Source organism: Starkeya nomas (assembly GCF_902703545.1).
Taxonomy (GTDB): Bacteria; Pseudomonadota; Alphaproteobacteria; order Rhizobiales; family Xanthobacteraceae; genus Ancylobacter; species Ancylobacter moscoviensis.
On sequence record NZ_CACSAS010000029.1, the window covers coordinates 26,942 to 46,545 of the forward strand.

Consider the following 19,604-nt stretch of genomic DNA (forward strand, 5'->3'; position numbering starts at 1 on the left):
CGCAACTGATGCAAATCCTAAGCGGAAGGTGGGGCTTCCAACCGTGGGAAGGTCAAGGCCAAAAAAAGATGTTGCCCCCTCTTGACCTTCCCACGCTGGAAACCGCCATCTGAATTGGCATGAGAGACAAAAGGAGATCCTCATGCAGTTCCACATCAAGAATATGACCTGCGGCGGCTGCGCCCGCAGCGTGACCAAGGCGATCCAGAGCGTGGACGCCCAGGCCAAGGTCACCATCGATCCGAACACCCGCAAGGTCGATGTTGCCTCGCAGCGCCCGCGCGCCGACTTCGAGGCGGCTTTGCAGCGCGCCGGTTATCCGGCCGCCGCATGACGACGACCAATGCGGCCCGGCTTGGCGCCGGGCCGCGCTGGTCTTGGAATTGAGGGCCCCGCTGGTGCAGGTTGGCTCGTGCGATGCCCCCCGGGAAGAGTTTGGGGCGCCGGTTTCTCGAAACATTCGTCCCTTCAGAGCGTTCACTTGCCGCACCGCAATTACGGCCGGCACAATAGAGAACCAGGACGCGTCCGATGGACGAGACGGCTCATCATCAAGGACACCGCCACTCGGGAGCACGCGCATACTGGTTGCTCGGCCTCAATCTGCTGTTGAGCCTGATCGTCATGTACCTTGTGATGTACACGATGATCGACGGATGGTCGGACTATCGCAACAACATCAACATGCTCTACATGGCCCTGACCATGTGGGCGCCGATGGGAATTTTGATGCTTGCCACGATGGCCGGCATGTATCAGGACGCCCGCACGAATATTATTCTCTATGTCGTGTTCGCGTTGGTGACGCTCGGCTCGTTCTGGGCCACGCGCAGCCAGGCGCTGGTCGGCGACCGGCAATTCATTCAATCGATGGTCCCTCACCATTCCGGTGCAATCCTGATGTGCCGCGAGGCCAAACTGCAGGACCCGGAACTGGTCAAGCTCTGCGAGGAGATCTCGCAGGGGCAGCGCCGGGAAATCGAACAGATGAACGCGATCGCCGCGCGCCTGCGCTAAAGTGCGCGCGCCGGCCGGTGACTGGTAAAAGTCAATCAGCCCTCGTCGTCATCATTGCGCTCGCTCGATGCGGTGCAGCCGGCGCGCGTGCAGGTGACGACGAGGCGCCGGTCTCCTCGGCCTTTGCAGTCAACCTTGAAGACGGAAATCGCGTCCGACTTGTAGGTCTCCTCGATGTTTGCCACCGGACATCGCGCCGCCAGCAGCGTTGCGCTCAACTGCGCATCGCTCGCAGCTGCCGCGTCGATCATCGCCGCCGATAGGAGGGTGGTTGCAACGTAGGACATAATCTTCTTCATGGCATGTCTTCAAAGAAAGGCCGGCTTGTCCTGCAGTGATCCACTGGGGGATGCAGGCATGGCGTCTCACCCGCCGCACGCCCACGACGGAAGCCGTGAGCATCGAAACGTGAGACAACAAGACCGGAACGATGTGTGAAAGCGGTTGCGCACCACTTGGAGTGGCGCGCGATGCAAAGCTATGTGCGGACGTGCGCGGCGCCACGCGGTGGGCGTTCAAACTCCAGCGGCCCGAGGCCGGCGCCATCTTCATCAGGCGCCTGCAGGGATGCTTTCACATGCCGAAGCAACAGGACGGCCTGATTTGACGGGAGCGGAGCCAACAGACTGCAAGTCGCGCTGGCGCACTCATCAACGTGCACCGCCTGTTCGAAGTGCCCGAGCCCCGCGTTGTCGTCCGTCGCGATCAAATGGACCGCCGGGTGCGCGAATGATCGAGCCGTGACCTCGATCTGCACCGGCGCCAGCGCAAACATTCCGATCCATCCGACAAGAAGCCAGCTCAGCAGCCAGCGTCCCCCAACAGTCGGTCGCACGATGCCAAGCGACACCATTCCAGCCTCGATCGATTCGCCAACATCATCGAGTATTGCGACGGCTATGTCGGGAGTGGGGCAAGCCCGCGACATGGCACCCCGCCACCGCCGCTTTAGCTGGCTCTTAGCGTGGCTGCTGGCGCACGCGGATGTCGCTCTTACGCCTTATCGGATGGTGGCCGCACGCGCCGCCCGGCCGGGCAGGATGGCGCGGAAAGCCCTATGCCCCGACCTTCAGGGACATAGCCAAGCTCATCGCAGAGATTCCGAAAAGCGACCCGCCGGCGCTCCTTTTCAAGCGCGGCGCTGTCGCAGCGCCGTTCGTGATCCTTGTCGGTAAGACCCTCTGGGCGACAGATGGGGCATGAGGCCATATGCACGACCTTCTCCCACGCTGCCAAGGCCTCGACATAGGCGCGATGCGCCGCGACCGTCTGCGACTCCAGGGACGATACGTGGTCTCCGTCCTGAACCACCCGATGCTCCCCACTGGGATCGTGTCTGCGGTACGCCCCCGCAAACGAACCCTCTCTGACTCTTGGTGATCGGGGAGTTCGAAACCGTGCTAGACGGCCCTGTGGCCTTTAGTTCGGGAAGAACCTGTTGCATACGCCACAGGCTCCCCGACCATAAGGTCAAGGAGTTTGATGCCGTAACGGCCGGCACCAACCGCTAGCAGGGGTTTCGACGCCCCAGGGCAGCGCGTACTGCCCCATACGACTCATAACCGCTCGTTTGCGCCGCTTCTAGATGGTTTGCGTAAAGCTTCGCTTGCGACCACAGGATTGGGCGTCTCCCCTTCGGGGCCGGGCTGGCGGCTGCGCGGAAGCCCCGCGGGCGGGTCTTCCCCCATTCGGGCAGCCATCCCTGACGCACATCGCGTGAATGAATTCGAAGGAGGCTCTCCCTTAAGCGCACGCCCGTGACAGCTGTCTCGTCGCTCAGAAGGTCCCGCCACAGGTCCGCCCAGCTCATCGACGCCCGATCTCGCCGCTGGCGACGCTCGAAAAGCGGATGTCAGGCTCGTCCAACAGCATGATCCATGGCCCCGGCTCGCTGAGCCGGGTTGATGCCGCTGGCGCGATGCCCGATGCAAGGGAGGCTGCGCCGCGGCCGGGATCCCATTTTGAGACGACTTGTCAACGCGCCCTTGCATCCGGCACGCTTCGCGGCGGGCGGATGGCATTGCCGTCGCCATAGGGCAACGGAGGGTCAGCTACAGAAAGGACCAGGCGGGAAGCGCGCCAGGTGAAGGATCATGGAGAAAAGCGAAATCGAAGAGTTGCGAGCCAAGGTGGGTTGCGCCGCCCTGCTCCAGCAGGGCGGCTGGAAGGTCGATTTGAAAGAAAGCACGCGGCGCGCCGTCAAGTACCGTCGCGATTCCCAGATCATTATCGTCATTCACAACGATCGCGGCTGGTTCGATCCCTTGTCGACCGCGAAAGGTGACGTGTTTGATTTGGCCGGGCATCTGGGCGCGCATAGCTTTCCGCAAGCCTGCGAACACGTCGCCGCGCTTGTCGGTTTTGTGCCGAGCCCGCCTGCATGGCAGCGTGAGGTCCGGTCCACGCCGCTCGCGGCGGCAGCCGATCGCTGGCACCGGCGGGCCATCCCACGGCTCGGCTCCGAGGCTTGGCGCTACCTCACCGAGGTGCGCGGCATACCCGATACGATTGTGATCGCCGCCGTCGGACAGGGCGCACTCCGCGAGGGCCCTCGCGGCAGCATATGGGCGGCTCATTGCAACGACGATGGCGCTCTGCTTGGCTGGGAAGAGCGTGGCCCTGAGTGGCGTGGTTTCGCGACCGGCGGTGCGAAAGAACTGTTTCGGCTGGGTCCTTCGGCAGCGCCAAGGATCTGCATCACCGAGGCAGCGATCGACGCCATGAGCCTGGCGGCGATCCAGGTTATGCGGCCAGACACGCTCTATGTCAGCACCGGCGGCGGCTGGTCGCCCGCCAGCGAGGAAGCCATTCGTCGCCTGGCCAGTAGGCGGAATACTCGTCTTGTCGGCGCGACGGATAACAATCGGCAGGGCGAGGTTTATGCGGAGCGCATCCGGCAGATCGCTGACGAAACCGGCGCCGCCTACGCGCGAGCGCGCCCGCGCGCCGGCGATTGGAACGAAGACCTGCTCGTGCTTCTCGGCCGGCTTGCACACGAGCCCCTCGCGGCGGCCGGCTGATCATCCGAGGTTGCGAACCGGCGGCGGAAATCAGCCGGGTCCGGTTTGCGCGGATATGAGATGAAGGCGAGAAGCCGAGGGCCGGACAGGAAATGGGTCAGCGCTGCCGCATGCCCGGCCGGCGCGTCAAGGGAGGCTGCGCCCGCTGCGCGGCCCCTGACCCGCCGGACCGGAGAAGCGGCCGCCCCGAAGGTGTCTTCAACACCCGAAGGGAAGGACGGCTCCCCATGCCCATCTACACGATCGAGACCACCTACCACCTGCCGGTCTACCGCCACCGCTCCTATGAGGCGCCGAGCCTTGCCGAGGCCTGCCGCCTCGCCATCGAGGACGATGATTGGGAGGCGGAAACGCGCGACTATGAATCCGCCGGCGAAACCTATGTCACGGGCGCCTGGGACGGCCGCGACTGCGCCTATAGCGGCCCGGCGCTGCCCGTGCCGTCGCATTTCGACGAGACCGTGCAGCGCAAGGCGGATCATTTCGAGATCCTGCTCGGCCTGGTCAAGGTTCTGGGCGGCGCGGGCGATGTGAAGCAGAGCGCCTATTGGGTCGAACGTGCCGCCTCGGCCGTCGCCAAGGCGGAGGCGATCCTTGCCGGTGCGCGCGATCCCGCGCCGGATGCGTCGACGCCCCGGCCACACATCCTGCTCTCCTTCGACGAAAGCGAGGTGCGCACGACGATCGGCGACATCATCGCCGGCGACGAGACCTTCGCGACGCTCTCGGCCGATGCGATTGGCGACGACGATATCCATGCGGCTTGCGCCGCTGTCGCCGCGGCCTCCGATCTTTCGGAAGAACGCGGTTCGGCCGTGTTCAGGGCCGCCCTCGCCGCCATCCGGTCGGTGGAGCGGCGTGCGATGGAAGGGAGGGAAGAGGGGGAACGGAAAAAGGAGGAATGACGTGCCGCATGCCCGGCCGGCGCGTCAAGGGAGGCTTCGCCCGCTGCGCGGCCCTTGACGCGCCGGACCGGAGAGGCGGCCGCGAAGGTGGGGTCAGAAGGGCTGAAGAGGATGGCGAACCCGGAAGGGTGAGCCGCGCTCCGGCCCAACGAGGCTGAAAGGAGCCCAACATGATCCCCTTTTCGATCCGCAAGGTCTATCAAGGCGCCGCCGACCGCCGGCAGATGTTCCGCATGTTCGATCGGCACAAGGAGCGACCGAACCGCACGGACGACGACGCGACCGGGCTTTACGCGGGAGAGTGGTTCGAGATCGGCGCAGCCGAACATGTCTATATGTTCGAGATCCTGCCGCCGTTGTGGATGCGTGGCGAGATGTTCGCCATGCGCGAATTCCTCACCGGCAACGTCGCGAGCGTGTTCTTCGAGCTGAGGATCGACGGCCGCGTCCGCTATTTCCACGGTTATTGCGACCTTGGCGACCGGCAGTCGCCCGAGCGGATGCGCGCGGCGATCGTCGAGCGCGAGTCGCGGCCAGTTCGCGCCATGACGCGCGAGGAGCGCCTCGAGCACATCTGGTCGAGCACGCACGATCCCTATCGCGGCTATGCCGACTGGCGCTTTTCCGCCGCAGAGCGCGGCAAGCGCATCGTGATCGTCTACGGCCAGGATCGGAGCCATGACTTCCGGCTACTCGACCGACTGACCGACGCGGATATCGCGGTGAAGCTGCCGGTGCACCTACGCTATCTGCCCGACACGATCGCGGCATAGGTGCCGCCATGTTCACCTTTTCCGTGACAGCGGTTCGCGCGGTGATCACGCGCGGGCGCATCGACGCCCTCATGAATGGCGGGTTCCGCAACCCGCACTACGGTCTTGCGCCCGGCAAGGATGAAAAGCCCGGCGTCTGGCTCGTCGACGACGAAGGCGTCTACATCATGTCCAACGGCAAGCTCGCCGACGGGCAACGCCCCCTCGTCATCTATGCCGAGGAATGCGACCCGAAGACCAACCCCGATTACTGGCACTACAAGCGCCAGTATTTCGGCGGCGATGACGGCAGCGACTTCCTCGACGCCGAACTGCTCGTGCGGTCGATCGAAGCCTTGCCTTCGGCTACCCACCTCACGATCGCGATGACCGACGACAGCATGTCGATCACGCCGATCCGCCGCTGACCTCTCGGGCCACGCGGCCCGTTCCCGCAACTTCTCGCGACCATCGCACCAGCCGGAAACCCCGGCGAGGTCGATGGCGCGCGCCTTCATCACAGGAGACCTTATCATGGCGCACGACGATCCCTTCACTCTCGACCTCTTCGGCAACACCGCTCTCTCCTCGGGACTGGGCCTCGGCGTGACCGCCTTTGGCGGCGCGTTCGCGAACGACGACGACGATGAGCCCGATCCCTCGACGCCCGCTCCGGCGCTTCCGGTCGCAGCCACAGCACGCCCACCCGCCCCGGTCCGTCCCGCGCGCGGGTCGAATTTCCTTCTCGTCGGTGATCGGCTGCTCGCCAGGACCTGGAAGGATCGCGGGCGCGACAACATCGCCGCCATCCGGCTCGCGGCCGAGATCGAGGCGGATCAACGCCCGGCCACGCCGCATGAGCAGGCGAAGCTGATCCGCTTCATCGGTTTCGGTGCTTCCGATCTTGCTAACGGCGTCTTTCGCCGGCCCGGCGAAACCGATTTCCGCGAAGGCTGGCAGGAGCTCGGCGCCTCGCTCGAAGATGCCGTCGGCGAACTCGACTACGCCTCGCTCGCCCGCTGCACGCAGTATGCCCATTTCACGCCCGAGTTGATCGTGCGGGCGATCTGGACGGCATTGCGGCGTCTCGGCTGGCGCGGCGGTCGCGTGCTCGAGCCCGGCATCGGCACGGGCCTCTTCCCGGCGTTGATGCCAGAGGGACTGCGCGACATCTCGCATGTCACCGGGATCGAAATCGATCCGGTCACGGCGCGCATCGCCCGCCTGCTGCAGCCGCGGTCGCGCATCATCGTCGGCGACTTCGCGCGCACCGACCTGCCGGCGAGCTTCGACCTCGCGATTGGCAATCCGCCCTTTTCCGACCGCGCCGTCCGATCGGACCGGGCCTATCGCTCGAAGGGTTTTTGCCTGCACGACTACTTCATCGCGCGTGCGATCGACCTCTTGAAGCCCGGCGCGCTCGCCGCCTTCGTCACCTCGCACGGGACGATGGACAAGGCGGATTTCTCCGCGCGCGAGCACATCGCCAAGTCGGCGGACCTGATCGCAGCCATTCGTCTCCCTCAGGCCAGCTTCCGCTCGGCCGCCGGGACCGACGTCGTGGTCGACTTGCTGTTCTTTCGCAAACGCAAGGTCGGCGATGTCGAGGGCGACCTGTCCTGGCTCGACCTCGAGGACGTCCGGCCGGCGGCGGAGGACGAGAGCGCGATCCGCGTGAACCGCTGGTTCGCGCGACACCCCAATTTCGTTCTCGGCGCGCACGCGCTCGCCTCGGGTCCCTTCGGTGAGACCTACACCTGCCTGCCGCGCGACGCCGAGGATCTTTCGGAGACGCTGGCAGCCGCCGTCAATCTCCTTCCGGAGGCGGTCTATGACGGCGAGCCCGAGGCGATCGATTCCGATATCGAGGACGCCGACGGCGTATCCGGGATCGACCTGCCGTCCGACCGCCACGTCCGTGAGGGCAGCTACTTCTTCGACAAGGCCCAGGGGTTGATGCAAGTCCTCGATGGTGGCGCTGTCGCGGTGACAGCACGCAAGGGCCGCAGCGCCGACGGCATCCCGGAGAAGCACGTCCGCATCATTCGGAAGCTGATTCCAATCCGCGATGCCGTGCGCGAGGTGTTGAAATGCCAGGAGCTCGACCGGCCGTGGAAGGACGCGCAGGTCAGATTGCGCATCGCCTGGTCGAGCTTCGTCCGCGACTTCGGTCCGATCAACTTCACGACCGTCTCGCTGGCGGAAGACGAAGAAACGGGCGAGGTGCGCGAGACGCACCGCCGGCCGAACATCCAGCCGTTTGTCGATGATCCCGACTGCTGGCTGGTCGCCTCGATCGAGGACTACGACCTCGAGACGAACACCGCGAAGCCCGGGCCGCTCTTCACCGAGCGCGTTATCGCGCCGCCTGCTGCGCCGGTGATCTCCAGCGCGGCCGACGCGCTCGCCGTCGTCCTCAATGAGCGCGGTCACGTCGACGTCGGCCACATCGCCGAACTGCTGCATCGAGACGCGGTGGAGGTCGTCGCGGAACTCGGCAGCGCGATCTTCCGCGACCCCGCAGACGGCTCGTGGCAGACGGCCGATTCCTACCTGTCCGGCCCTGTCCGGGAAAAACTCAAGACTGCGGAGGCCGCGGCGGCGCTCGACGCGGACTATGCGCGAAACATCACGGCGCTGCAGGGCGTACAGCCGGCTGATCTCAAGCCGTCCGACATCACGGCGCGTCTCGGCGCACCGTGGATTCCGGCCGCGGACGTCGTCGCCTTCGTCAGGGAGACGATGGATGTGGAGATCAAGATCCACCACATGCCGGAGCTCGCATCGTGGACCGTCGACGCGCGGCAACTTGGCTGGACGGCGACCGGCACGTCGGAATGGGGCACCGACCGGCGTCATGCAGGTGAGCTTCTCGCCGACGCGCTCAACAGCCGCGTGCCGCAGATCTTCGACACCATCAAGGACGGCGACAGCGAGCGCCGCGTCCTCAACGTCGTCGACACCGAGGCCGCGAAGGAAAAGCTGCAGAAGATCAAGACGGCGTTCCAGAACTGGATCTGGACCGACCCGGATCGAACGGATCGGTTGGCGCGCGTCTACAATGATCGCTTCAACAACATCGTGCCGCGGGCCTTCGACGGCTCGCATCTGAAGCTGCCGGGCGCGTCGGGCGCCTTCGTCCTCTACGATCATCAGAAGCGCGGTATCTGGCGCATCATCGCCGCGGGCGCGACCTATCTCGCCCATGCCGTAGGCGCCGGCAAGACCATGACGATGGCGGCTGCCATCATGGAGCAGCGCCGGCTCGGCCTGATCGCTAAGGCGATGCTCGTCGTTCCCGGCCATTGCCTGGCGCAGGCGGCGAGGGAGTTCCTCGCGCTCTATCCCGGCGCCCGCATCCTCGTCGCCGACGAGACCAATTTCACCAAGGACAAGCGGCAGCGCTTCCTCTCGCGCGCGGCCACAGCGACCTGGGACGCGATCATCATCACGCACTCGGCCTTCCGCTTCATCGGCGTGCCCTCGGCGTTCGAGCAGCAGATGATCCAGGACGAGCTGGAGCTCTACGAGACGCTGCTGACCAAGGTCGAGAGCGACGATCGGGTCTCGCGCAAGCGTCTCGAGCGGCTGAAGGAGGGTTTGAAGGAGCGCCTGGAGTCGCTCGCCACCCGCAAGGACGATCTCCTGACCATTTCGGAGATCGGCGTCGATCAGATCATCGTCGATGAGGCGCAGGAGTTCCGCAAGCTGTCCTTCGCCACCAATATGTCGACGCTGAAAGGCGTCGATCCGAACGGCTCGCAGCGTGCCTGGGACCTCTACGTGAAGTCCCGCTTCATCGAGTCGAGAAATCCCGGCCGCGCGCTCGTGCTGGCGTCGGGCACGCCGATCACCAACACGATTTGCGAGATGTACTCGGTGCAGCGCTATCTCGGCTACGCCGCCCTGTCCGAGCGCGGCTTGCACGAGTTCGACGCCTGGGCGTCGACCTTCGGCGACGTCTCGACTGAGCTCGAGCTCCAGCCGTCCGGCAAATACAAGCCGGTGACGCGCTTCGCGACCTTCGTGAACGTACCCGAGCTCGTTGCCATGTTCCGGTCCTTCGCCGACGTGGTGATGCCCGAAGACCTGCGGCAGCACGTCAGGATACCGGCGGTCTCGACCGGCAAGCGTCAGATCATGACGGCGAAGCCGTCGGCGTCCTTCAAGCGCTACCAGCTCGTGCTCGATGCGCGAATCAAGGCCATCGAGATGCGCGACCGGCCGCCGGAGCCGGGCGACGACATCCTGCTCTCCGTCATCACCGACGGGCGCCATGCCGCGATCGACCTTCGCCTTGTCGATCCGGACAACGACGACGAGCCCGACAACAAGCTCAATCTCCTTATAGGCAACGCGCTGCGCATCTGGCGGGAAACCGCGGACAACGCCTATGTGCGTACCGACGGCAAGCCCTATGAGCTGCCCGGCGCCGCCCAGATGATCTTCTCCGATCTCGGCACGATCAGCGTCGAGAAGTCCCGCGGCTTCTCGGCCTATCGCTGGATCAGGGACGAGCTCGTCCGCATGGGCGTGCCTGCGTCCGAAATCGCCTTCATGCAGGACTACAAGAAGTCGGAGGCGAAGCAGCGCCTGTTCGGCGACGTGCGCGCCGGCAAGGTCCGCTTCCTGATCGGCTCCTCCGACACGATGGGCACCGGCGTCAACGCCCAGCTCCGCCTGAAGGCGCTGCATCACCTCGATGTGCCCTGGCTTCCCTCGCAGATCGCGCAGCGGGAAGGGCGGATCGAACGTCAGGGCAATCAGAACGACGTCATCGACATCTTCGCCTATGCGACGGAGGGCAGCCTCGATGCCACGATGTGGCAGAACAATGAGCGCAAGGCCCGCTTCATCGCCGCGGCGCTGTCCGGCGACGCGTCGATCCGCCGCCTCGAGGATCTCGGCGAGGGCCAGGCCAACCAGTTCGCGATGGCGAAGGCGATCGCGTCGGGCGATCAGCGCCTCATGCTCAAGGCTGGGCTCGAAGCGGACATCGCGCGGCTTGAGCGCCTGCGCGCCGCCCATATCGACGATCAGCATGCCGTGCGCCGCCAGCTTCGCGACGCCGAGCGCGACATCGAGTTCTCCACCCGCCGCATCGCTGAGATCGGCGAGGATATGGAGCGTCTCGTGCCGACCACGGGCGAGGCCTTCGCCGCGACGATCGCCGGCAAGCGTTATGTCGAGCGCAAGGAGGCCGGCCGCGCGCTGATGAAGGAAGCCCTGACGCTCGTCCAGCTTCAGCAGGAGGGCGAAAGCATCATCGCTTCGATCGGCGGCTTCGATCTCGAATATTCCGGCGAGCGGTTCGGCCGCGACGGCTATCGCTACAGCACGATGCTGCTCCGCACCGCTTCGGAACACGAGATCGAATTGCCGATCACGGTGACGCCGCTCGGCGCGATCGCCCGTCTCGAGCACGCGCTCGACGATTTCGCGGGCGAGCGCGAGCGCTATCGCCAGCGCCTGGCCGACGCCCGCCGCAGGCTCGCCTCGTACCAGTCGCGCGACGCTGGCGAATTCACCTTCGCCGGCGAGCTGGCGGAAAAGCGCCGCCAGTTGGCGGAGGTGGAGGATGCCCTGGCGAGGGATGTCGAGGGAGGCGGCGAACAGGCCGCCGCAGCATGAGGGGAGAAAAGGGGGGAAAGGCCCGCTCGCAGATCGGCCAGGCCGGCAACGCTCGCGCTCAATCGCCGCCTGCGCGAGCCCGGCCCGTCGTCCTTCGCAGGGCTGTGAGCCCTGCTCGTCCGGCCGGGCAGGGCTGCTCGGCCGCAATTGTGCCGGCCCAACCGCTCCGCGGGCCGGGGGGTGTCTCCGGAAGGAGACGAGAAAGGACCGCAAGGCGCGGTCCGCGAACCCCGAAAAGGAGCATCCCATGTATCTCATGAAGGTCGATCCGCGCGCGCTCGTGGAAAACCCCGACCATTCGCGCCAGACGAAGTCGACGCCGCAGGCCGACGCGCTCTTGCTGGCGTCCATCAAGGCCGTCGGCATCGTGCAGCCGCCCGTCGTGTCGCAGCAGACCGATGGCGGCAACGGCTTTGTCATCAACGCCGGCCGGCGCCGCGTGCGCCTCGCCGTCGCCGCAGGCCTCGAGGAGATCGACGTTCTCGTCGACGATCCGGCGAACGACAACGGCGCCATGCGGTCCTTTGTCGAGAATCTCGCGCGCGAGCCGCTGAACGCCGTCGATCAGTGGCGCGCCATCGAGCGTCTCGTCGCGCTCGGCTGGACGGAGGAGGCGATCGGCGTCGCCCTCACGCTGCCGGTCCGCCAGGTCCGGAAGCTCCGCCTGCTCGCGAATGTCCTGCCGGCGATGCTCGATCACATGGCCAAGGGCGACATGCCCGACGAGCGTCAGCTCCGCACGATCGCCTCGGCCTCGCCCGACGAGCAGAAGGAGGTCTGGAAGAAGCACAAGCCGTCGAAGGCCGATCCGCAGGTCTCTTGGTGGAGCGTCGCGCAGGCGTTGACCAAGGCCCGCATGTACGCACGTCATGCCAGCTTCGGCGACGATCTCGCCCAGGCCTACGGCATCCAGTGGGTCGAGGATCTGTTCGCGCCGGCCGACGAGGACAGCCGCTACACCACGGATGTCGAGGCATTCCTCGGCGCACAGCAGGAATGGATGACGGCCAACCTGCCGAAGAAGGGCATCATCGCCGAAGTCACCAACTACGGCGAGGTGAAGCTGCCGCCGAAGGCGCAGCGCGTCTATGGCAAGGCGTCGAAGGGCGATTGCACCGCCATGTATCTCGACCGTGACGGCCGGGTGCAGAGCGTGCATTACCGCATGCCCGCGGCGAAGAAGCCGAAGGGCAACGGCGCGACTGCCGGCGATGATGCTGCTGATGAGACCGGCGCGACCGCCAAGCCGCGTCCCGACGTGACGCGCAAGGGCGTCGAGATGATCGGCGACTTCCGCACGGACGCGCTGCACGAGGCGCTCGCCCGGGCGCCGATCGAGGACAATGCGCTGATGGCGCTGCTGATCCTCGCCTTCGCCGGCCAGAACGTCTCCGTCGCTTCGGCCAACGGCGGGACCTATTACGGCACGCGCCGGATCGCGCGCCATGCCGTGAACCTGTTCGATCAGGACGGCCAGCTCCTGCTCGACAACGACACGCTCCGCATCGCCGCGCGGTCGGTCCTCGCCGAGGTGCTGTCGTGCCGGGAGAACCGCACCGACAGCGGCATCGTCGCCCGCGTCGCCGGCGATGTCGTCGGCGCCGACAACTTCCTGCCGAATATGGGCAGTGACGACTTCCTGTCGTGCCTGTCGCGCAGCGCGCTCGAAGGCTCGTGCAAGGACACGCCGGTTCTTCCGCGCCAGAAGGTGAAAGACACGCGCGCCGCTCTGGTCGAGCACTTCAAGGAGGGCCGCTTCGTCCATCCCGCCGCGCTGTTCGCGCCGGACAAGACGGCGATGTCGAGCTGGCTCGCCTCGAACGCCGTTGCCGAAGACGACGAGTCCGACGAGCTCGTCGAAGACGGTGAGGATAGCGGCGAAACGCCGGACGACGAGGCATTCCGCGAAGCCGCGGAATAGAGCCGGCCTCCTCATCTCCCGAACGACAACCGCCGCCGGTCCCTGCCGGCGGCGGCTTCATTTCCACCATCCGCACAGGAGGACGTCATGTCCGCACAGTCAATCTACGAGTTCGCGTTGCTCGGCTCGATCATTCGCTTCTCCGACGGCGCGCCGCGCCCGCCGGACCGCCATCGCCGCAAGCTCTCCGCCTGGGAGAACAACAACAGCGGCGGCCGCCTCATTCGCAAGCAGGCCGAGCGCCGCATCGGCAACACCGTCATCGGCGCGAGCATCACCCTGCATGCCGGCGACTATGGCAGTGGCGGCGTCGTCGTGCTGCGCGTCCACCGGACATTCTCGGTCGACAGCCGCCTGACGTTTGCCGTGACCGAACGGCCGAACGTCGGTTCGGTCCAAGTGCTCGACCGGCCGGGCGACGACGGCGAGCTGGTCTATCTCGCCAGCCATCGTGCAGACGCGGAGGAATGGCTCAAGCGACACGGCTATCCCAACGCCGTGCTGCGCGAGATCTCGGCCGACGAGGTCGCGGCCGCCGTCGTGGAAGGGAGGGCTGCCGCATGAGCATGCCCGCACCCTCCACCGGAATGATCGCGGAACCCGCGGGCGCATTTCCGCAGATCGAGTTCGGCCGCACAGCAGAGGGCATTCTCGTCGCCTGTGTCGCCGACACCTCCTTCGCCATGCTGCCGGCGCGCGATGGCCGGCACTATCTCGCCACCGGCTGGCGCATCGGCCGGCCGATGGCCGAATGGAAGCGATCCGACTTTTACGGTCATGCCGACGAGGCGGCGTTCCGCTGCAAGGTCGCGGAAAACGCGGAGCATCAGCGCGAGAAGCGCGCGCTCGGCCGCCGCGAGATCGGCTCCACGGCGAATACGCCGTGGGGCCGCTCGCAGGGCGCGACCCTCTATGCCGAGGGTGTCGTCTGCCATTCGACCGCCGGTCATGGCGGCTTCCACCTCTCGGCCGAGCGCAATCGCAAGGTCCATTCCGTGCTGCGGTCGCGCGGCGGCTGGTACGAGGAAGATGCAGGCTGGGCGATCGTCGCGCTCACCTTCCCGCATCTCTTCACCAGCTATGAGCGGCGCTGCGCCGAGCGCACGATCAAGGATAGCTGGCCGGACGCCTGGGAAGCGATCTTCGGCACGATCCTTCAGCCCGGCGAGTCTCTGGAAAAGGATCGCCGCGCCTTCGAGCAGCGGCACGCCGACGACTGGATCGTCGTATCGGCGATTACATCGGATCAGCAGCCGGGCTTTGTCGAAGTCGTCGCCACGCCCGGCGGCCGCCGCGGTGCGGGCACCGAGGAACGGCGCTTCCTCGTGCCGTCCGGCGAGTACCAGGTCGGACGCTTCGGCTTCGTCGTCGATGAGGCGCGTCATCCGGTCCATTCCGGCCCGTCGAGCTTCATCGGCTGGCAGGGGAGGGCGCGATGACAGCTTCCCCGCAACGCATCGCGCAGCTCTCGCGCATGGAAGAGGCGCGCCGCCAGACGCAGCGCCAGCTCGACATGATCGACCGGCAGATCATCTGTCGCATGACGGCGCTGATTCCACAGCTCGGTCGCAAGCGTGCCGCATATCGCCGCGGCAAGCCCGCCGATCCGAGCGCGTTCCTCGAGCGCTACCGCTCGAACCTCGCCGCCATCACGGCCGAGCGCCAGCCCGAGATCGACGCCCTGTCGCGCAAGCTCGCCCGGCAGGATGCGGCGATCGAGGCATTGCGTGAACGCTGCGGCGCCGGGCCATGCGGGTCAAGGCCGGCACAGCCGGCAGAGGCCGCCGCTGTCGAGGATGGCAGGCGCGCTTGTCGGCCGGGAGAGCAGCGCGGCGGGCTGATCTACGCGCCGAACCTGTAACCCGATGGTGACCGCAGCTCTCGCGAGCCCTTCCGGCGCCTGCGATTTCAACTGCCCGAAAACGACAATAAGGTCGACTGGAGCGGGCGATGGGATTCGAACCCACGACCCCAACCTTGGCAAGGTGCCCGACGCGCTTGCGCCGCCATACCCGACTTCACGCTACGGCACGATTTAACTATATAACTCAAGATATTAATTGACATCAGTCCCGCCGAGCCTATCCGGGAGGTAGCCGCCGACTTGCTTCGAAATGCTTGGAATCGGCTTCGATAGAGGGTATGGTAGGGAAATTCTAAGCAAAAATTCGACAAGGTATTGATATGGCGACGGAAAAGATCACAAGGCGGATCGTGGACGCGCTCAAGGCTCCGAAACCTTCGAGAGATGGGGTCAAGGTTCGGGAGCATTTCGTGTGGGATCGCGAGCTGCGCGGGTTCGGCGTGCAGGTCATGCCGTCGGGTCTCAAGAGCTTCGTCATCCAGTATCGCACCCTGGAAGGGAGGAACCGGAGAGCCGTCATCGGGCGCTATGGGCTGATGACGGTCGAAGACGCTCGCAAGCTCGCCCATGAGAAGCTGGTGGCCGTCTCCAAGGGTGTCGATCCGGTCGCCGAGGAGGCCAAGGCGGCCGGCCTGCTCACCGTCGCCGAAGTCTGCGACTGGTATCTGGCCGAAGCGGAGGCCGGGCGGATCCTCGGCCGCCGCCGGCGACCGATCAAGTCGTCCACGCTGGCGATGGACCGCAGCCGCATCGAGGCGCACATCAAGCCGCTCCTCGGCCGCCGCCAGGTCGCATCGCTCAAGCTCGGCGACGTCGAAGGCGCGCAGGCGGACATCGCGGCCGGCAAGACCTCGAAGCCTCGCGCGGGCAGCCGCGGCGGCGCCACCACCGGCGGGGAAGGCGTGGCCGCGCGGACCATGTCGACGCTGCATTCCATCCTTGAGCACGCGGTTCGCCTCGGGAAGATCGAAGCCAATCCCGCGAAGGGCGTGCGCAGGCTCGCCAGCGCACCGCGTGAACGGCGGCTCAGCCGGAGCGAGATCGAACGGCTGGGCAAGACGCTGCGGGCGGCCGCGGAGGAGGGTGAGCATCCGACGGGGCTCGCGGCTATTCGCTTCCTCCTCCTGACCGGCTTCCGGCGCATGGAAGCGCTCGGGCTACAGGGCACCTGGCTCGATGAAGAGGAATGCGCCATTCGCTTTCCGGATACCAAGAGCGGCGCGCAGATTCGCGTGATCGGCCAAGCCGCTATCGATCTGCTTCTCGACCAGCCGAAAACCAAGTCCCCCTTCTTTTTTCCGGCCGATTGGGGTGAAGGGCATTTCATCGGCGTCGTGCGCGTTCTCGATCGCGTCTGTCAGAAGGCCGAGCTGGCGGACATCACTCCGCACACGTTGCGCCACACCTACGCGAGCCTTGCGGGCGATCTCGGCTTCTCCGAGCTGACGATCGCGGCGCTGCTCGGCCATTCCGCCAGGGGCGTCACGCAACGCTACGTTCATATCGACGAAGCGCTTAGGATGACGGCTGACCGGGTTGCCGACGAGATGGCCGACCTGCTCGATGGGCGGGCGACGCCCACACGCTCTCGCTCCGCTCGCCGGGATCGGTCCGAGCGGAACCTGGAACCGACCAGGGTGTGAGTGTCCGAAGTTTGCGACAAACTTCGGACACCAGGGTTCGCGCGCTTTGTCCGAAAAATGTAGTATTCTTCGGACACCAGCTTGCGTCATGTCCGAAAAATGTATCATATTTCGGACATGACGACCTTAGCGCATGAAACCGACCTTCGCTCCCGGCTGCTCGCCCGGATCGCCTCCAGCCCGAACGAGGTCTGGACGCCCGGCGATTTTGCCGACCTTGGCAGCCGCGCCGCCGTCGACAAGACCCTGCAGCGCCTCGCCACCGCAGGCGAGCTGCGCCGTATCGACCGCGGTCTCTACGACCAGCCCCGCAAGAATGATCTGACCAGCCGCCCCACCGTGCCCGACTATCGCGCCGTCATCCGCGCCGTCACCCGCCGCGACCAGGCGCGCGCCGTGGTGGACGGCATGACCGCTGCCAACGATCTCGGCCTCACCACCGCCGTCCCGGCGCGCATCGAGGTGCTGGTCGACGCGCGTCTGAAACCAATCAAGCTCGGTAGCCAAGAGATCCACTTCAAGTTCGCCGCGCCTAGCCGCCTCTATTGGGCCGGCCGGCCAGCCATGCGCGTTGTCCAGGCGCTGCACTGGATGCAGGACATGCTTGCGCAGGACGATGAGCGCGCCCGCGTCCAGGCCGCGCTGCGCCGCCTTTTCGGCGACCCGCAGCACGGGCAGGCGATCCGTGACGATCTACGCGCCGGCCTATCCGCGCTTCCGATCTGGATGCAGGAGTTCTTGCGAGGCCTGCTCAGCGCAACCGATGCGGACGAGGGCCAGTCATGACCAGCACCGCGTACAGGCAGGTCATCGCCGCGCCGCCGAGTGACCGGCTTGACCTGTTTCTCACCACCGCCAATCGGCTTGGCACGCCGATCGGCAATGTGGAGAAGGATTTCTGGGTCTGCTGGACGCTGAATGCGCTCTATCACGAGCGGCCTGATGGAGGACCGCGCCTCCTGTTCAAGGGCGGCACCTCGCTGTCGAAGGCCTATAACCTGATCGAGCGCTTTTCCGAGGACATCGACGTCACAGTCTTCCGTAACGACCTTGACGAGGCTGCTTCGGTCGAGGAACTGGAGGCTCTGTCGAACAAAAAGCGCCGTGCCAAGCTCGATGCGATACGGGATGCGTGCTGTGCCTATATTACAGGCCCGCTCCACGAATTCCTAGGCGCACAGCTCGCCGACGTCACCAATGGGGCCGGACGTGTCGAGGTCGACGAAGCCGATCCCGACGGACAGACACTGCTCGTCTGGTATCCCGAGGTCGAGCCACGCGACGGAGCCTATGTGCGGCCGGCCGTGCGGATCGAGTCCGGCGCGAAGTCAGCTCTTGACCCCAACCGTCCTGTTACGATTCGACCCTATGTCAGTGAGGAGGCCGGCGGGCTCGAACTGGCGATCGCTGACGTCACAACGATCGAAGCCACCCGTACCTTCTGGGACAAGGTTGTGATCGCCCATGGCTTGCGGCTCTGGTACGAGCGACGCGGCGTGCTCCGGCAGGAAGGCCAGCGCGTGTCGCGGCACTATTACGACCTCCATTGCCTGCTCGGCTCGGAGGTCGGGCGAGTGGCGCTTGCGGACCCCAGCCTCGGCGCCGATTGCGTGCGACACGCGCGCATGTTCTTCGACCGCCCCGACTATGATCTGGCTTCCGCCGTTCCGGGCTCATTCGCCGTCGCGCCGACCGGTGCGATGATCGATGCGCTCAGCCGTGACTACGCCAACACCACCGCGATGATCTTTGGCGTCGCCCCGGATTTTCAGGCGATCTTGAGGTCGGTTGGGGAAATCGAGCGGATTGCAAATGCGATAACGCGGAATGCCTGAATGGTCGCTTTCCCGAAAATTCCCGTAAGGCCGGCATTTTTCTTGTTACTCCCGATATTTCCCGTATTTTCGCAATGGATATCATGTGCCGGCGGGGGAGCCAAATGAACACCTTCGGGATCGATCGCGAGCACGAGGACCCCCGGAGTGCCGTTTCGGGCGAGGGCCGCATCAACTTGCGGATCGAATCGGATACCGAGCCTCGGGGGCGCGTAACGACCGCGGGCGATCAGCTGCGGCACGACCCGATTGACAGTGTCGACTGGCACCGCGAATCCGATACCGGCGCTGCCGCCAGACGGACTGAAAATGGCGGTGTTGACACCTAGCAGGCGGCCGGCGCTGTCGAGGAGAGGCCCCCCGGAATTGCCAGGGTTGATCGCCGCATCCGTCTGAATCAGACCACGGATCGGCAGATCGCCGTCGCCTGGCAACTCGCGGTTGAGGGCCGAGACGATCCCCGTCGTCATCGTCCAGTCGAGACCGAATGGGTTGCCAATGGCGAAGACGTTCTGCCCAACACGCAAATCCTTGATGGTCCCCACCGATATCGGCGCCGGGCGGCCCGCGCCGATGCCGATATGCAGTACCGCCAGATCGTGCTCCGGTGCACGTCCGACGAGGCGCGCGGGAAAGCCGCGACCATCCGCCAATCGCACGATCGCGCGGCTGGCACCGGCGATGACATGGTTGTTCGTTACCGCATGGCCAAACCCATCCCAGACGAATCCCGATCCGCTTCCGCTCGGCACGTCGTAAACGCTTCGCGTCCAGGGATCGACCATGCGCTTTTCCGTCGTGATAAACACAACGCTGTCTCGCGCGTTCTCGAAAATCGCGATCGCACTTTCTTCAGACGCGGCGAGATCACCCCTCGGCGCAACGGTGCGTGGCTCGGCGAAGCGGCCGAGCAGGATCCCGCTCACGAGCGGGAAACTCTGCCACGCAGCCACGATGAGAAGCGCGGCCACGGTGACGGAAACCAGACGGGTGAAGAACCAAAAGTTCAAGCGACG

General features: G+C 65.7%; 17 protein-coding genes. 14 read left to right on the forward strand and 3 right to left on the reverse strand.

The genetic code is table 11. The features are described 5' to 3' along the window. The first annotated feature begins 142 nt into the window (after nt 1–142). Both STARVERO_RS22185 and STARVERO_RS22190 read left to right on the forward strand, forming a co-directional pair. Nucleotides 143–334: a heavy-metal-associated domain-containing protein gene (locus STARVERO_RS22185; protein WP_159602203.1), complete on the forward strand. Its 192-nt coding sequence runs from the start codon at nt 143–145 to the stop codon at nt 332–334. A 197-nt stretch (nt 335–531) separates the two neighbouring features. Next, nucleotides 532–1,017: a DUF305 domain-containing protein gene (locus STARVERO_RS22190; protein ID WP_159602205.1), complete on the forward strand. Its 486-nt coding sequence runs from the start codon at nt 532–534 to the stop codon at nt 1,015–1,017. 35 nt (nt 1,018–1,052) lie between these two features. Here STARVERO_RS22190 and STARVERO_RS22195 read toward each other — a convergent pair whose 3' ends face one another. Beyond that, nucleotides 1,053–1,316: a hypothetical protein gene (locus STARVERO_RS22195; protein WP_034462619.1), complete on the reverse strand. Its 264-nt coding sequence runs from the start codon at nt 1,314–1,316 to the stop codon at nt 1,053–1,055. Between the two features lie 179 nt (nt 1,317–1,495). Continuing rightward, nucleotides 1,496–1,870 carry a hypothetical protein gene (locus STARVERO_RS22200; RefSeq protein ID WP_159602207.1) on the reverse strand — a complete coding sequence of 125 codons (375 nt, stop codon included), beginning with the start codon at nt 1,868–1,870 and terminating at the stop codon, nt 1,496–1,498. A 1,240-nt stretch (nt 1,871–3,110) separates the two neighbouring features. Between STARVERO_RS22200 and STARVERO_RS22205 the strand changes: the two genes are divergently transcribed. The 12 genes from STARVERO_RS22205 to STARVERO_RS22260 all read left to right on the forward strand — a co-directional run bounded on the left by STARVERO_RS22205 (nt 3,111) and on the right by STARVERO_RS22260 (nt 18,588). After that, a complete protein-coding gene (locus STARVERO_RS22205; RefSeq protein ID WP_159602209.1) occupies nt 3,111–4,037 on the forward strand; it encodes a DUF3991 and toprim domain-containing protein in 927 nt (308 codons plus the stop codon). A gap of 227 nt (nt 4,038–4,264) precedes the next feature. Then, nucleotides 4,265–4,942 (forward strand): hypothetical protein, encoded by a 678-nt coding sequence (locus STARVERO_RS22210; RefSeq protein ID WP_159602211.1) that lies wholly within the window; start codon nt 4,265–4,267, stop codon nt 4,940–4,942. 170 nt (nt 4,943–5,112) lie between these two features. Beyond that, nucleotides 5,113–5,715 (forward strand): DUF1419 domain-containing protein, encoded by a 603-nt coding sequence (locus tag STARVERO_RS22215; protein ID WP_159602213.1) that lies wholly within the window; start codon nt 5,113–5,115, stop codon nt 5,713–5,715. A gap of 8 nt (nt 5,716–5,723) precedes the next feature. Continuing rightward, a complete protein-coding gene (locus STARVERO_RS22220; RefSeq protein ID WP_159602215.1) occupies nt 5,724–6,122 on the forward strand; it encodes a DUF3085 domain-containing protein in 399 nt (132 codons plus the stop codon). Nucleotides 6,123–6,228: 106 nt separating this feature from the next. After that, nucleotides 6,229–11,325, forward strand: coding sequence for a DEAD/DEAH box helicase family protein (locus STARVERO_RS22225; RefSeq protein ID WP_159602217.1), 5,097 nt, complete (start codon nt 6,229–6,231; stop codon nt 11,323–11,325). A 247-nt stretch (nt 11,326–11,572) separates the two neighbouring features. Next, nucleotides 11,573–13,246 (forward strand): ParB N-terminal domain-containing protein, encoded by a 1,674-nt coding sequence (locus STARVERO_RS22230; RefSeq protein ID WP_159602220.1) that lies wholly within the window; start codon nt 11,573–11,575, stop codon nt 13,244–13,246. 87 nt (nt 13,247–13,333) lie between these two features. Further along, a complete protein-coding gene (locus tag STARVERO_RS22235; RefSeq protein WP_159602222.1) occupies nt 13,334–13,810 on the forward strand; it encodes a hypothetical protein in 477 nt (158 codons plus the stop codon). Beyond that, complete coding sequence (locus tag STARVERO_RS22240; protein WP_159602224.1) at nt 13,807–14,685, forward strand: DUF7007 domain-containing protein; 879 nt, start codon at nt 13,807–13,809, stop codon at nt 14,683–14,685. The genes STARVERO_RS22235 and STARVERO_RS22240 overlap by 4 nt, the downstream gene beginning before the upstream one ends. Next, nucleotides 14,682–15,107 carry a hypothetical protein gene (locus STARVERO_RS22245; protein WP_159602226.1) on the forward strand — a complete coding sequence of 142 codons (426 nt, stop codon included), beginning with the start codon at nt 14,682–14,684 and terminating at the stop codon, nt 15,105–15,107. Before STARVERO_RS22240 ends, STARVERO_RS22245 begins: the two co-directional genes overlap by 4 nt. A gap of 323 nt (nt 15,108–15,430) precedes the next feature. Next, nucleotides 15,431–16,753: a tyrosine-type recombinase/integrase gene (locus STARVERO_RS22250; RefSeq protein WP_159602228.1), complete on the forward strand. Its 1,323-nt coding sequence runs from the start codon at nt 15,431–15,433 to the stop codon at nt 16,751–16,753. Nucleotides 16,754–16,870: 117 nt separating this feature from the next. Then, nucleotides 16,871–17,539, forward strand: a complete 669-nt coding sequence (locus tag STARVERO_RS22255) for a DUF6088 family protein (RefSeq protein WP_159602297.1) — start codon at nt 16,871–16,873, stop codon at nt 17,537–17,539. Further along, nucleotides 17,536–18,588: a nucleotidyl transferase AbiEii/AbiGii toxin family protein gene (locus STARVERO_RS22260; RefSeq protein ID WP_159602230.1), complete on the forward strand. Its 1,053-nt coding sequence runs from the start codon at nt 17,536–17,538 to the stop codon at nt 18,586–18,588. The genes STARVERO_RS22255 and STARVERO_RS22260 overlap by 4 nt, the downstream gene beginning before the upstream one ends. Here STARVERO_RS22260 and STARVERO_RS22265 read toward each other — a convergent pair. Beyond that, nucleotides 18,522–19,598: a S1C family serine protease gene (locus tag STARVERO_RS22265; protein WP_159602232.1), complete on the reverse strand. Its 1,077-nt coding sequence runs from the start codon at nt 19,596–19,598 to the stop codon at nt 18,522–18,524. The two genes, STARVERO_RS22260 and STARVERO_RS22265, sit on opposite strands and share 67 nt — an antisense overlap. Between the last annotated feature and the right edge of the window lie 6 nt (nt 19,599–19,604).

Coding starts and splice junctions, on each gene's coding strand:
- STARVERO_RS22185 (WP_159602203.1), top strand. CDS start 143: ATGCAGTTCCACATCAAGAATATGACCTGCGGCGGCTGCGCCCGCAGC.
- STARVERO_RS22190 (WP_159602205.1), top strand. CDS start 532: ATGGACGAGACGGCTCATCATCAAGGACACCGCCACTCGGGAGCACGC.
- STARVERO_RS22195 (WP_034462619.1), bottom strand. CDS start 1,316: ATGAAGAAGATTATGTCCTACGTTGCAACCACCCTCCTATCGGCGGCG.
- STARVERO_RS22200 (WP_159602207.1), bottom strand. CDS start 1,870: ATGGTGTCGCTTGGCATCGTGCGACCGACTGTTGGGGGACGCTGGCTG.
- STARVERO_RS22205 (WP_159602209.1), top strand. CDS start 3,111: ATGGAGAAAAGCGAAATCGAAGAGTTGCGAGCCAAGGTGGGTTGCGCC.
- STARVERO_RS22210 (WP_159602211.1), top strand. CDS start 4,265: ATGCCCATCTACACGATCGAGACCACCTACCACCTGCCGGTCTACCGC.
- STARVERO_RS22215 (WP_159602213.1), top strand. CDS start 5,113: ATGATCCCCTTTTCGATCCGCAAGGTCTATCAAGGCGCCGCCGACCGC.
- STARVERO_RS22220 (WP_159602215.1), top strand. CDS start 5,724: ATGTTCACCTTTTCCGTGACAGCGGTTCGCGCGGTGATCACGCGCGGG.
- STARVERO_RS22225 (WP_159602217.1), top strand. CDS start 6,229: ATGGCGCACGACGATCCCTTCACTCTCGACCTCTTCGGCAACACCGCT.
- STARVERO_RS22230 (WP_159602220.1), top strand. CDS start 11,573: ATGTATCTCATGAAGGTCGATCCGCGCGCGCTCGTGGAAAACCCCGAC.
- STARVERO_RS22235 (WP_159602222.1), top strand. CDS start 13,334: ATGTCCGCACAGTCAATCTACGAGTTCGCGTTGCTCGGCTCGATCATT.
- STARVERO_RS22240 (WP_159602224.1), top strand. CDS start 13,807: ATGAGCATGCCCGCACCCTCCACCGGAATGATCGCGGAACCCGCGGGC.
- STARVERO_RS22245 (WP_159602226.1), top strand. CDS start 14,682: ATGACAGCTTCCCCGCAACGCATCGCGCAGCTCTCGCGCATGGAAGAG.
- STARVERO_RS22250 (WP_159602228.1), top strand. CDS start 15,431: ATGGCGACGGAAAAGATCACAAGGCGGATCGTGGACGCGCTCAAGGCT.
- STARVERO_RS22255 (WP_159602297.1), top strand. CDS start 16,871: ATGACGACCTTAGCGCATGAAACCGACCTTCGCTCCCGGCTGCTCGCC.
- STARVERO_RS22260 (WP_159602230.1), top strand. CDS start 17,536: ATGACCAGCACCGCGTACAGGCAGGTCATCGCCGCGCCGCCGAGTGAC.